This window comes from Domibacillus epiphyticus, assembly GCF_001975785.1.
GTDB lineage: Bacteria > Bacillota > Bacilli > Bacillales > Domibacillaceae > Domibacillus > Domibacillus epiphyticus.
Genome location: NZ_MSFI01000032.1, coordinates 39,510 through 52,705, shown reverse-complemented (window position 1 = coordinate 52,705; position 13,196 = coordinate 39,510). Strand labels below are relative to the sequence as shown.

Here is a 13,196-nt window from a genome sequence, read left to right as displayed (position 1 = left end):
GCCGCGGACTTGAACAGAGCAAGCGCTGTCAAGTCCGCTCGACTTGCATGTATTAGGCACGCCGCCAGCGTTCGTCCTGAGCCAGGATCAAACTCTCCAAAAAGTAGTTCGATTGCTCATTTGTTTTCAATTGAAATGACGGGCATTTCAATTGAAAGTTTAATCAAAACGTTGACGTTTTTATTGATTTTGTTCAGTTTTCAAAGATCAATTTCCTTACTGTCGTTGGTGACAGCTAAATAATAATATCATTTAACCATAATAAAAGTCAAATGTTTTTTTATTTTTCAAAGATAATGACACAAGCCGCTTTTGCCGTATTCATATAAGAAAGTTTTAAACCACCACTTCTCCAAGTGGGTGTTCACAAAAGCATTCCTGCGTGTCCTCCTTGTCATATAGACAGAGTTTTGTCATTCCTGCTTTAATTTTTAACTCCCTTTTACAGCATAAAGGTTAAAACTTAATTATTCATTACGAACAATGCAGCTCGTATGACTATATTACTTTAAATAGATTCGTTATTCAATGGTAATTGTTTCATTCTGCAGCAATATATGAAAGCAGTTAAGATTATCATTTTAAAATGATAATCTTACTTCGTTTGCACGTTAGTTGCATCCGTTTGCCTAACAAAAGAAAGAGAGGAGAAATTCATCCCCTCACAATTAGTCTTCCTCTATACTTGCGGCTTCAAATGCAGCAGACACCTTTTCAAATTCCTCGTCATCCTCGATGATGGACAATTCCTCATCCTCGTCAACTCGTAAAAAGAAGACATCTATGTCTACATCTTCTTCGCCTTGAATTTCTTCCACAAAACCAACTGCAGCATATTCTGCCCCTTCAATGTTCATTACACCGAGAACTTCGATTTCCTGCTCCTCGTCATTTTCACCCAGTAAGGTAATGATTTCGCCAACTTCGATTTTTTCCATGTTTTCCCCTTCTTTCCTACTTAAGTTCAAAATGAATCAGTTGTTATTTTCCCACTGAAAAACAAATTTCATGCCCATTTTTTTACCCATTTCGAGAACTGTGTTATCAAGTAATGTTCAGACAAAAATAAAACAGACTCAAAATATCGAGTCTGTTTTTTCCAATCCTTAATTTAATCAACTTTAAATTCCTGTACAAGTGTATTTAACTTGCTCGACATTTCAGATAAGGACGTGGCTGCGTCATTAATTTCATTAATAACATGTAATTGTTCATTAGAAGAATTTGATACACGCTGAGCGCTTTGAGATGCAATTTGCGCAGTACCGGCCATTTCTTGAACGGATGCCGCCACCTGCTCAGTACTTGCCGACATTTCTTCTGAAACAGCCGACATGTCTTCAATTTTGACTGTCACTTCACTTATCGCCTTTAAAATTTCATTGAACTTTTGTCCAACTTCATTGATTCTCTCTCTTCCTTTGTTCACATCATCAGTCCCCGCTTCAATAGAGGTAACGGACTTTTTTGTATTATATTGAATGTTTTCAATTAATTTTTGAATTTGGCTGGCTGAATTTGTCGTTTGATCCGCCAGCTTACGGATTTCATCTGCAACCACTGAAAATCCTCTTCCCGCTTCCCCAGCCCTGGCTGCTTCAATGGCCGCATTTAACGCCAGTAAGTTCGTTTGTCCCGAAATGTTGGTTATGACTGTAATGATTTGACCAATTTCCCGCGAATCATTTTCCAATAACCGAATCGATGATCTCGTTTCATCTGTTCCTTTTTGAATATCATTCATTTGGTCAATGGCTGATTGGACAAATGTATATCCTGACTTTGCGTTTTCATTCATTGCAGAAGAAGATGAAGCGATCAAAGATGCTGACTCAGCAACATGTTGAATCCCCTGTGACAATTCTTCCATTGCTCTGGCACTTTCTTCAGCGCTTTGTACCTGTACAGCTGAACCTTGGTCAACCTCTCGAATGGAATCGTTTATGTCAATGGCCATGTCGGATGCCAGCCTTGCACTTTCATTCATCAATTGAGAAGAGTGTAATACTTGTTCGGAACCATTTCTCACTTGCACAATCATGCTTTTCATACTATCTGAAATTTGATGAAACACATTGGCCAGTATTCCGACTTCATCCTTCCTTCTTATTAATTTATCAGGAACAGGATGTGTAAAATCATTCTTGCTCATATATTCACCCAGTTTTGTCACAGTGATGATTGGTTTCGTAATATTTCGAGAAATGAAAGAAATTACAGCCAAACCAATTAGCAATATAATTCCAGTCGCAATTATCATAAAGGTTCGGAGATTTTTAAGCGGAGCTAATATTTCATCTTGTTCTACTCCGACTCCAATAGCCCAATCGGTCCCATCAATAGGTGAAAAGCCAAGATATTGGGTAGTGCCGTTTAATTGAAATTCAGTTACTCCGTGATTTTCTTCTGTCATCAACGCTGTTGCCTTCGCTAATTCAGCATACGATTCATCTTTTTTTGCTAATTCTATATAATTAACTTGATCAATGACCGTTTGGCGATCCGGATTCGCTACCATCATTCCTGTTTTATTCACAATAAATGCGGTACCTGAATCCCCATGTTTAATATCATCGATCATTCTACTTAAAAATTCGGCATCCATTCTAGCGACCAGTGCGCCAATCACTTTATCTCCATCTTTGATTGGGGATGTGATCATGACGACCGGTAAGTTTGTAGCACGGCTAATAATGACATCTGAAACATTAGACTCTCCTTCAAATGCCCGCTTCACATAATCGCGGTCGCCAAGTTCCAATGTACTTTCATCCAAATATCGGGCTTTGCCATCTGGAGTTACAACTGCAAAAGCTAAGTAATCAAGCCGTTCAAAATCTTGCTGTAAAGCGAGTTTTTGAACTTTCCAATCCATTGTTTTAACCGTGTTTCTTGAGGTAATTGCATTAATTTCAGCGAGGCTTGTTGCTAGCCGTTCCTGTACGAGCAAAGCGCTGTCGTCTGCCTTAGTTAAGATCGCTCGTTCTACTTCCTTCGTTAATATTGATGAAGTATTCATATAAGTAATTGTTCCTAAGGAAAGACTTATTAAAAGCAATAAAACACCAAATGATAATAACAGTTTTCTACCGATGCTTCTCACATTCATTCTCCTTTTTTGTACTATTTGATTATTTTTTACAATAATCACCATTAATCCCCATGATAACAAAAAAGAACAAAAAAGAGTACATTTTTCTGGTTATTCAGTAGTTCAAATTTACCAATTATTTATGGTGAATTGAAACAGTGGCAATTAACTTCCGAAGCTTGTATAGATGATCGGAGAGAAATTCGTCTTATTTCCACTACAAATTTCTTTAGGGAAAAAATAAACCAGGTATGAACATACCCGGCTTTTTCATCTTTATATTAATCTTTTATATATGCTCGACCGAAATTTTTGTTGTCAATATTTTTTCTTCATTTGGCTTCAATCGATAGAGACCCGTCATTTCATCCGGAAAATCTAAATTCGGCGCATTGGTCACCCAGGAATACGGTTCGATTGCCAGTAGATCTTCTTGTCCTCCGGCTGTAAATACTACCCAATGGGTAAATCCAGTTACCGCTTCATACGTTACAGTTACTCCATGCTCAGGATGCTCAATGATGGCTTTATGGTCTTCAGTTAGACGGAATACATCATCGAATGCATGCCCTTTCATATTCATACCATTTTTCAGTTCATTTTTAAAAGGTACATCTAACAGCTTCCCCGTTGGCAAATGTCGTTCATTCAATTCCCAGTATGTATCAACATCCATGTAAAGCTTTGAATCCTCAATCGGAAAATGAAATGTTGTATGATAACCAATCCCGACCGGCATTGTTTCGTCGCTTTCATTCCTGACTTTTAATGACTGTATGATCCCTGAATCGGTTAGCTCGATTGTCATTTCCAGAACAAAAGAATGTGGAAACTGTTTTAAAATGGACGGAAAATCATTGGACTGTATTTGAGTCAATAAAATATTGTTCTTATGATCCACTCTGATGACTTTCCATTTTTTATCATGAACCCATCCATGTATATGGACGTTTTCTTTTGCTCTGTTCATCTCCAAATGGTAAGTGCGTTGTTCAAACTTAAATACAGCATCTTCTATTCGATTCGGTGGAAATAAAACAGGTGTACCATATAACATCCTGCGGTTTTCATATTCCTCTTTTGTTTTTGGCACCCGCAGCACTTCCATTTGTTTCTTTTTATCAAAAAAAGAGATAATGTTACTCCCTTCATCTGGAATAACGATTACTTTAAAGAATTCATTTTCCAACTCGTACGCTTCTTTTCCGATAAATTTTATTTTTCGTATGCTCATAACGATTCCTCCTGTAGCCGGTAATGTATTTCTATAACCGATTAAATTCTTAGCATTTTATAGTAAAGAATTATTCATTTTATCATACATGAAAAATCCGGATTCATCATTTTTCATGGGCGAATGAAAAAATACGAACTGGATATGTTAAAAAAAGAACCAACTTTTTTATCTAAATACATATAATGTGCTCTATATGTGACAGTTCTCCTCCTTACCGGAATAAAAGCGGGTCAGAAAAACAAAGGAATACGTTCATTAATCTAGAAGTAACTGATAGCCATATTCTCACTTACTGTTTGCCCCCTTTAAAGATATGAACATTACGGAGTGAAACCTTCCTATTCAAAGCGTACGTCATACCTTTAGCAGTAAAACATTAAATAAAGGAGAAACCTGTTATGTTTAAAATTGGTGCAAGGGATCTTGGAATTGACTTAGGGACAGCAAATACGGTTGTTTATGTAAAAGGGAAAGGGATTGTTGTGCGCGAGCCATCCGTGGTTGCCATAGAAAAAGGGTCAAATCGTATTATCGCTGTCGGAAATGCGGCGAAAGAAATGATCGGCCGTACACCGGAAAATGTGATTGCCCTTCGTCCCATGAAAGACGGTGTCATTGCGGATTATGATACAACTACCGCAATGATGAGACATTTTATAAAGGAAGCCCAAAAAAAGGGGGCTTTTGGGAGCAAGCCGTATGTGATGGTTTGTGTACCATCCGGGATTACTCCCGTTGAACGGAGAGCTGTTATTGATGCGGCGAAAGAAGCAGGCGCACGGGATGCCTATCCGATTGAAGAATCACTGGCAGCAGCAATTGGAGCTGATTTACCTGTATGGGAGCCGACTGGGAGCATGATTGTAGATATCGGAGGCGGAACGACAGAAGTCGCCGTCATTTCTCTCGGCGGCATTGTCACTAGTCATTCCATCCGGATTGCCGGAGATGAAATGGATCGGGCAATTATCCATTACGTTCGAAGGCATTATAGCTTATTGATAGGCGATCGAACCGCTGAAAGCGTTAAAATGGTGATCGGCTCATCTACAGATACAGAAGAGATCTCCACGATTGATATTCGCGGCCGTGATATGTTGACAGGCCTGCCAAAAATAATTGAAATGCCGAGAGAAGAAATAAGCAATGCCTTGAAAGATAAGATTGATTACATTGTCGAAACAGTGATCAAAACATTGGAAACAACACCACCGGAGCTTGCTTCTGATATTATGGAAAGAGGTATTGTACTAACCGGCGGCGGTGCTCTATTAAAAAATTTAAACAATATATTGCATGAAGAAACAAAAATCCCCGTTTTCGTTGCAGAAAATCCACTGGACTGTGTTGCGATTGGCACTGGAAAAGCCTTAGATCAGATTCATTTATTTAAAACGGCGTCAAAATAAGTAAAACAGCAATACAGTTGAAAATGAATCTGGTGAATAATTAGTTACGTATAAAGTCCCGCAAGAAAAATCCCGAGTGATTCGTTATAAATTTGAGAAAATTGTTTGATAGGGAGAGGATTTATTCCCCCGCCAAGCTCAATGGTAAATCCAGGTTTCCTCCATTCTTGTATAAACCAGTCTTTGTATCCGGCATAGCTTTCGATTGTTTGGACCGGTTGGTAGCCGCTGACCCGTCCAAACTCTTTGACAATAAGAGAGGATTCCGGAGGTTCCATCTCTCCAAATCCCCAGTAAATGACTTTTCCCTGTGTATGAAACGCTAGCACCCTGGAAAAGTCCCTTTTTCTTGTCAGTGCTGCCATCGCACTCGCTTCAGGCTCAGATAAAGGCCTTTCACCTCCATAATCTCTAGGCCCATGTTTTTTTGGATTGTTTGCCCGCTCTTCTTCCCACTTTGCCGGAAATTGATCATTTAAGTCCACACCGCGAATGTTGGCTTTCCATCCCGAAAAGTCTGTACTTCCTTCATTTAATTCAACAACCTGGCTGCGCCACGGTTCATCAGCGGGCGGACCATTCAAAACGAGGTTCACACCGTCAGGATTCACCATTGGCACAATGGATAACGTGCATTGCTCGTAAAAAGGATAAGCTGTACATCCGAATAACATTGTTCCATTGGTTATAGATAATAAGTAGTCATTTAAAAACGTCATGACCACTGTTGTTGTAATCCATTCGTTCGCGTGAAAGGAAGCATTATAATGAACCCGTTTCCCACCATGACCAATTAAGACTTCGGATATACTTTTTCCCATAACGGAATGGCCAATCGAAGGAACGCGTATAAATGGATATACCGTTTGTAGCTGGCTTAGATCATTCATCATTTCACCGTAATCGTATGATCGATTTGCCTGCACAATCGGCCAAGTAACCCGAAGCGGAACTTGAATTGTCTCACCTGATTGAAAATGGTTCGATGTAAGTCCAGGATTGACGAGAAAGAGAGAATAAATTGGGATATTCCTAGTTTTAGAGATTTTCCATAATGAGTCTCCATCCTGCCATTTATGTTCACCAATCACGTAACCCGGAATTTTCACCGTTTGTCCAATCGTAAGGTGATCCGTTTGAAGATCACGATTCGAATCTTTTATAAGCTGAATATGGATGTTAAACAATTGGCTGTAGCTCCATATTGAATCCCCCGGCCTAACGACAATATCCATGTGGTTCCCCCTGTTAATTTAAAATGGATGCGGAAAAAGGTTTAATTAGTATAGGCGTTACCGAAATTCTATATAACCCATTAAAAATAGAGGAACAATCCCCCCCTTACATTATGCAATTTACATCACAATTTTCGAACGATGAATGTATCTCCAAGTAGTGCCCAGTTTTGGGGAAATGGATATCCAAGAACCCAATAACTGAGACCTCTAAGGTTATACGTCTTGACCAGATCGAACTTCGCCTTTGCACTGCGAGCGTCTTCAAACCAGACTTCGTGTGAACGTCCTTGATTGTCTATATACGTAAAAAACGGGGACTGCGTTCTTTGGTCATATTTTATTTCCGAGTTATAATTTATGGCCCGCCTGATCGCTTCCTGCATATCAAAAGTCTCTGCCTCCTGTCCTTCTCTATGCGGAACAATCCAGTCGCGTGCATAAATTTGAAAGCCCAGTAAAATTTTCTCTCTAGGGATGACGGTTACTGCATAGTCAAGCACCCGCTTGATTTGATCAATCGGTGATATAGCTTGAGGGGGCCCTTTACGATAGCCCCATTCGTACGTCATTAACACAACAAAATCGAGAATACGTCCATGAGCCGGATAATCATGCGCCTCTACTAGCAGACCCTTTTCTTCACCGCTTGTTTTCGGAGCAAGTGAAGAGGAAACAAAAAAACCTTCTGGATGCAGTCTGTCAACCGATCTTTGGAGAAAACGATTGTAGAACTCACGATCTGCCGGTGCTACATTTTCAAAATCGATATTTAGCCCGCTGTACCCTCTTCTTTTCATCGTATTGATAATATTCGTTAATAAAGTTTCGACTAATTCTTGACTGGAAAGAATCGTATGGGCAAGTTCTGTTCCTGCTTCAGTACTCGAAAAATTGGTGATTGCCATCATCGGCACAACATTTGTGGACCTTGCAGCCTGTATCGTCGGCACATCATCGATTGATTCCAGGCTTCCATCTTCTTTCATTCTGTATCCAAACGGACTTACATATGTCAGATCATAAGCAACCTCACGCAATTGTTGTGCACCTGGCTGTCCAAAAGTGTACGAAAACGCGTTCACTTCAATTGTTGGCTTTTGTCCAGTTGGTATTCTCAGTCTCTGGCCTATATAAAGAAGAGACTGAGGGGGAATACGATTCTCCTTTACAATCGCCTGAACAGTCGTTCCATAACGGGTGGCAATTTCATAAAGTGAATCCCCCGCTCTTACAGTATGAAAAATGACCGGAATGAAAAGGATTTGTCCGGGATAAATGCTGTCGGGATTTGTTATTCGATTCGTCTGCATGATTTCTTGCACAGTGATCCCATATTGATTAGCAATTTGTGAAAGAGTATCTCCAACCCGCACCGTATACGGAAGATACGGTTCTGGAATAACCAGCGCCATCCCATTAAGCAGCTTATCAGGCTGTTCAAGACCGTTCGCCTCCACGATGCGGTTTGTGCTTATTCCGTATTGCCGGGAGATTCGCCATAACGTATCTCCTCTCCTTACAACATGAATTTTCACATTTACAGCCCCGCTTTCATTCTCATTTTCCTTTCATCCTATTCCGTGAATCTGTCATTTATGAACACTTGCCTCCAGAGGTTATTCACTGTTCTTTTTTTGAAATAAAAAACACGCCCGGCAAAGGCGTGTGATCATATTTCCGACAGAAAGTTTTTAACGGGCTTCCCTATCCTTTTTTTCCCAAACCTTCAAAGAAGGGTATGGATCATAGGCCCACTCTGTTCGTCCGTTATATTTATACGTACCGTAATGAAGATGGGGAGGGAAGCGGCCGGACGTTCCTTTTTTCCCGTACCCCGAACTGCCAACATATCCAATCACCGTTCCAGGTTCAATGATATCGCCCTTTTTAATTTCTTTAGTAAAATAAGCAAGGTGAGCAAAATAATGATACACATTGTGAATATCACGAATGCCAATGCGCCAGCCGCCAAATTTATTCCAACCTTTTATTTCAACTATACCGTAAGACGTAGATCGCACTGGTACACCATATGAAGCAAACAAATCTGTTCCTTCGTGCATTCGGTGTCCTCCCCATCCTCTGCTCGCACCCCAAGTTCCACGGTAACTAAAGTTGTGTTCAATCGGGATGGGAAAAGCATGCTTATCTAGGTCGAGCGTTTGATATTTCTTATATATTCTTGCGATGGTTATGATTTGGTTAACAGTTTCTTTTCGTTTGTAATAATTCTTTAGCGCTTTTTTAAAGTCTTTTTCTGTATTTCCGTTCTGACTTAAATAACCTGCCATTGTATACATTACATCGTCATCATTATTCGGATCCGCAATTCCATCCTGATTGCCATCACGGCCTATACCGCCAAATAGCAGGATGGATTCTGGAACAGTATCTTTTTTATTTGGATTTTGGACACCTGCCCATTTCCCCTCCGGAAATTGAATCGCGATAACCCCTTTTTTCTCGGGTATATCAGTCCGCACCTGCTGAATGTTGCGTTCAAACTGATCGACAGCAGCTAAATAATACCATGGCAGTGTTAAATTTTCATATTTTATATAGTAGCTCATTCGTGCCTCTAATCGTTCCTCTTTTGTTAACTCCTCATTCGCAGAGGCTATAGAGGAAAAAAGAAACAAGCATGCAATTAAAGAAGACGTTAAGCAAACCAAATGCCGCACACGTAAAACCTCCCTGTTATTCATCCTTTATATAGAGTTCCCCATTCGAAATTTTTCATAAATGTTTTTATCGCACAAGAAAACCCCTCAAACATATTTGAGGGGGAATCATCTCATGATAAGAGTATGTTTTTATTGATCTTTTTCAGAAACGTTTTTGGCATGATATTAATCCGTTTTATTTTATCGGTTTGAATATAATGTGTTTCGTAATTTTGTGGGATTTCAAGCCATACCGAACTGGTTTTTAATTCCTCAACAATTTCTTGTTCATCGGTGTTTTTAAATTGATATACACGACTATCGCCATTCATCATTTCAACTACCACTTGAAAATCTTCCACGCCATCTTCCTCCTTTATGTCTATATTATCGGACACCCAGGAGGATCATTTCTACAACTTTCCTTCGTCTTTTTCCGACATGCTAATAACTTTGAGATCGATTTTCAGCATCTATTCGCCTTGTGCCCACTCCCCTAAATAGTGCCGAGTGACAGGATTATTCCTTGCATCGAATTGGTCTCCTTCAATTTCTTCACAAAGATTTTTTGGTATACTGCGCTGGTTCCGTCGCTCGTAGGCAGGCCAAATAACACTATACTCCTCTCGTCCATTATCCATTACATGAAACGTCTCGTTTAAATTTTGTTCATACCACTTATTATAAACTGGGCTGGTGCGGACTATTTTCACCAGTTTGATCGTCATTCTACCTCAGCCTTCCTTTCCTCTTTAAGTTTTTTCTTTACTTTCGTTATGCCCGGAAAGGAAATGACTCATACGTTGACCATAAGATTTCTTGCTAAATTAATCATGAAATTAAAGACGAGAAACAGCCTCATAACATAAATCTAAATGTGACAAGTTGATTCCGTCATTGAATACGTAAAGGTACCAGAAACAGTCACTGTTGAATTAAAAGGAAAACAGCCCTCCACTTAAAAGAAGGACTGTATTTTCCTTTTTATAAATTTTTTACTATCCTATTATACTGCTGCGTTTACATGATTTTAATGTAAACCGGGTACACGTAAGGGTCCTCTGGTTCCGTTATCGTGTTCCATGATGTAACTTTTAGCAGCGGCATAATCGATCCCTCGTAATTTGTCACTTCTAATTTCCCTTCTACTTCGAGCCATGTGTCCTGATCCAATTTAGCCGCTCCATCCAACTCCGTTAAAAACCCAATACTGCTCGCATCAGCAATACAATGCGTAACTAAAAATCGGGTCAGTGCAAGCTGATTCGATTGAAATCCATCTTCTTTATACACAAAACCAGTCATCTTCACTGTTCTGCCTCGATATTTTTCAGGATTTGCATTGATTTGACTGTAATACGTTTCAAACACTTCATCTTTTAAATAAATTATTTCCGCATTGTTAAGGTCTTTTAGCGTTTTGTCGTATTCATCCTTCCCGATTTCTTTCCGATCGACGGCGACTTGTTCATGATCGCTAAGTGAAGCACCAATCATCACCTCTTGAGACGCTGCAGCATTCCCTGTTAAAACAGTTCCTTTTTGTGCCGCAATGGATGCATCTAATGTTTTAGGCGGAAGGACAAAACCAGTAATCAGCGGAAAAAGCAAAATAGAGTAGGAAACCACCTTTTTTAGAGCGGAATCGTGGCGTTCATGTTGACATCCATGATGAAAATGTTCATTATGCTTGTGCTCCCTCCCCCAAATTCTGAAAAACTGAATAAAAAATAAACAAAAAAACAAGACAGCTGCCGATTGACTCAATATCCCATATTTTGGATTAATATATTTTGCGATATCCCCATTGAAATGAATATGGGCCAAAAATAAAGAAAAGGCGATTAAAACAACAGCCCGAAATGCTTGCTGTGCATGAAAAACCATTAGCGTCCTCTCCCTTCTTTAAAGCCAGTTAACGAAGCTGACGCACCCAAAGACGATGACGGAGATAAGGATAATTAACGTGAAGACAAATCTCTTTTTAAAGACACTTGCGAGCATCAATGTATTTTTCAAATCAATCATCGGTCCGTAAATTAAAAATGCAAGGATAGACGTCGATGGAAACATGCTGCGAAAAGAAGCACCGATGAATGCGTCAGCTTCCGAGCAAAGGGATAAAATGAAGGCCAGCGCCATCATGACAAGTGTAGAGGAAACCCATCCTTCTCCGACCTGCAAAAGCGATTGGGCAGATACGTACGTTTGCACAAAAGCCGCAAAAAAAGCACCCAGAATTAAATATTTTCCCATATCAAAAAATTCATCAATCGAATGCTTAAGCATGTCCCAAATTCGAAAAAAGAATAAGGATTTCCCGCGGGACTCCTGGATTAATTCTTGATTTGCCTGTCCTTTCAGCTGACTCTTTTTAAAAAATAGACTTACAATTAGTGCAATTATCATTGCGGCTGCAAACCCTACCCCCATCCGCATTAAAGCCATATTCCAATTATCCCCGAATGCGATATATGTGGAAAAGATAACGATCGGATTAATAAGGGGACCGGTTAACAAAAAACCGACACCGGCATATATTGGCACTCCTTTTGCAACTAACCGACGGACAATCGGAACAATGCCGCACTCGCATGCTGGAAAACAGGACCCCACGATACAGCTCATTGTCACCGCCGCCAATCGATTTTTCGGTATCCACCTTCGGATTTGCTCATCACTGATAAAAACTTGGATAAACCCGGCCATCAACACCCCAATTAAAACAAACGGAACAGCCTCAATAAAAATACTTAAAAAAATCGTGTTTAACTGCAAAAAAGAAGGAGGGATTTGAATGGTCATTCCGTTCCCTTTCATCACTTCACTTGTAAAAAAAACGTACATTGCCACTGCTATTGCCATAAACACCGCCACATCCAGTAAGTAAGTCCGGAACGATCGACTCATACCAGCCCCCATTTCGACGATACATTGAAGGTATACCTTCTTACAGTATGTTTTTTAAACCGGTATTATTACGATTTGTTCTTCAACCCACATAAGATTCGAGCGTTTCATTGTTCATTTAAAATTGGATATGTATGTTTTCTATTAATCAAATGTTACTATGTTAATAAGGAGGGATTTTTTGATTACATATGAAGAACTGCATCATGTTGGCATCAACGTAACCAACCTTGAAAAAGCAAAACAATTTTATCGTGAAATCCTCTGTCTTGAAGAATTGGAGCGCCCGCCGTTTGATTTTGAAGGTGCCTGGTTTGCTGTCGGCAATCAGCAAATTCACCTCCTAGTCATTCCGGAATCTCAAACAATTCGCAGGGATAAACGGTTAAGCAGTAGAGAAGGTCATTTTGCCCTTCGCGTGAAAGATTACGAAGGAACGCTTCAATGGCTGAAAAAAAATAACATTGACGTCCTTGAAAAACCTGACAGCACGAGCGGATTTGCCCAAATTTTTTGCGCGGATCCGGATGGTAATTTAATTGAGCTGCATGTCGAACGGACATAAAAATAGAGGCGCCACTATATTTTTCAATAAAATACACTCATACCTATTAAAGCGTGTAAGTCTAGAATGAAAATTTCAAATCT

11 protein-coding genes, 1 rRNA gene and 1 other RNA gene are annotated in these 13,196 nt (G+C 39.7%); 2 read left to right on the top strand and 11 right to left on the bottom strand.

Features of this window, described 5'->3' with window-relative positions; all coding sequences use genetic code 11:
* From BTO28_RS16280 to BTO28_RS16260, 5 genes are all read right to left on the bottom strand, one after another.
* A 16S ribosomal RNA gene (locus BTO28_RS16280) occupies positions 1–103 on the bottom strand; the annotation flags it as partial.
* Between the two features lie 196 nt (positions 104–299).
* A non-coding RNA gene (gene ssrS, locus BTO28_RS16275) (6S RNA) lies at positions 300–495 on the bottom strand.
* Positions 496–668: 173 nt separating this feature from the next.
* Positions 669–938 (bottom strand): DUF1292 domain-containing protein, encoded by a 270-nt coding sequence (locus BTO28_RS16270; RefSeq protein ID WP_076768236.1) that lies wholly within the window; start codon positions 936–938, stop codon positions 669–671.
* Positions 939–1,111: 173 nt separating this feature from the next.
* Complete coding sequence (locus tag BTO28_RS16265; RefSeq protein WP_158068842.1) at positions 1,112–3,019, bottom strand: methyl-accepting chemotaxis protein; 1,908 nt, start codon at positions 3,017–3,019, stop codon at positions 1,112–1,114.
* A gap of 361 nt (positions 3,020–3,380) precedes the next feature.
* Complete coding sequence (locus BTO28_RS16260) at positions 3,381–4,325, bottom strand: aldose 1-epimerase (RefSeq protein ID WP_076768232.1); 945 nt, start codon at positions 4,323–4,325, stop codon at positions 3,381–3,383.
* Positions 4,326–4,726: 401 nt separating this feature from the next.
* Here BTO28_RS16260 and BTO28_RS16255 point away from each other — a divergent pair, with 401 nt between their 5' ends.
* Positions 4,727–5,737 (top strand): rod shape-determining protein, encoded by a 1,011-nt coding sequence (locus tag BTO28_RS16255; RefSeq protein ID WP_076768230.1) that lies wholly within the window; start codon positions 4,727–4,729, stop codon positions 5,735–5,737.
* A 44-nt stretch (positions 5,738–5,781) separates the two neighbouring features.
* Here BTO28_RS16255 and BTO28_RS16250 read toward each other — a convergent pair whose 3' ends face one another.
* From BTO28_RS16250 to BTO28_RS16220, 6 genes are all read right to left on the bottom strand, one after another.
* Positions 5,782–6,972, bottom strand: coding sequence for a M14 family metallopeptidase (locus tag BTO28_RS16250; RefSeq protein ID WP_076768228.1), 1,191 nt, complete (start codon positions 6,970–6,972; stop codon positions 5,782–5,784).
* Positions 6,973–7,097: 125 nt separating this feature from the next.
* Positions 7,098–8,510, bottom strand: a complete 1,413-nt coding sequence (locus BTO28_RS16245) for a LysM peptidoglycan-binding domain-containing protein (RefSeq protein WP_076768226.1) — start codon at positions 8,508–8,510, stop codon at positions 7,098–7,100.
* A 156-nt stretch (positions 8,511–8,666) separates the two neighbouring features.
* Positions 8,667–9,656, bottom strand: coding sequence for a M23 family metallopeptidase (locus BTO28_RS16240; protein WP_076768224.1), 990 nt, complete (start codon positions 9,654–9,656; stop codon positions 8,667–8,669).
* Between the two features lie 113 nt (positions 9,657–9,769).
* Positions 9,770–10,000 (bottom strand): hypothetical protein, encoded by a 231-nt coding sequence (locus BTO28_RS16235; protein WP_076768222.1) that lies wholly within the window; start codon positions 9,998–10,000, stop codon positions 9,770–9,772.
* Between the two features lie 658 nt (positions 10,001–10,658).
* Positions 10,659–11,525, bottom strand: coding sequence for a TIGR03943 family putative permease subunit (locus BTO28_RS16225; RefSeq protein ID WP_076768218.1), 867 nt, complete (start codon positions 11,523–11,525; stop codon positions 10,659–10,661).
* An 18-nt stretch (positions 11,526–11,543) separates the two neighbouring features.
* The gene (locus BTO28_RS16220) at positions 11,544–12,548 is read right to left on the bottom strand and encodes a permease (RefSeq protein ID WP_076768216.1); all 1,005 of its coding nucleotides are present in this window, start codon (positions 12,546–12,548) and stop codon (positions 11,544–11,546) included.
* 181 nt (positions 12,549–12,729) lie between these two features.
* Between BTO28_RS16220 and BTO28_RS16215 the strand changes: the two genes are divergently transcribed.
* The gene (locus tag BTO28_RS16215; RefSeq protein ID WP_076768214.1) at positions 12,730–13,113 is read left to right on the top strand and encodes a VOC family protein; all 384 of its coding nucleotides are present in this window, start codon (positions 12,730–12,732) and stop codon (positions 13,111–13,113) included.
* Positions 13,114–13,196: the final 83 nt, after the last annotated feature.

Bases quoted from the DNA above. Each gene is read 5' to 3' on its own strand.
- BTO28_RS16220 (WP_076768216.1), bottom strand. From the start codon at position 12,548: ATGAGTCGATCGTTCCGGACTTACTTACTGGATGTGGCGGTGTTTATG.
- BTO28_RS16225 (WP_076768218.1), bottom strand. From the start codon at position 11,525: ATGGTTTTTCATGCACAGCAAGCATTTCGGGCTGTTGTTTTAATCGCC.
- BTO28_RS16270 (WP_076768236.1), bottom strand. From the start codon at position 938: ATGGAAAAAATCGAAGTTGGCGAAATCATTACCTTACTGGGTGAAAAT.
- BTO28_RS16265 (WP_158068842.1), bottom strand. From the start codon at position 3,019: ATGAATACTTCATCAATATTAACGAAGGAAGTAGAACGAGCGATCTTA.
- BTO28_RS16255 (WP_076768230.1), top strand. From the start codon at position 4,727: ATGTTTAAAATTGGTGCAAGGGATCTTGGAATTGACTTAGGGACAGCA.
- BTO28_RS16250 (WP_076768228.1), bottom strand. From the start codon at position 6,972: ATGGATATTGTCGTTAGGCCGGGGGATTCAATATGGAGCTACAGCCAA.
- BTO28_RS16260 (WP_076768232.1), bottom strand. From the start codon at position 4,325: ATGAGCATACGAAAAATAAAATTTATCGGAAAAGAAGCGTACGAGTTG.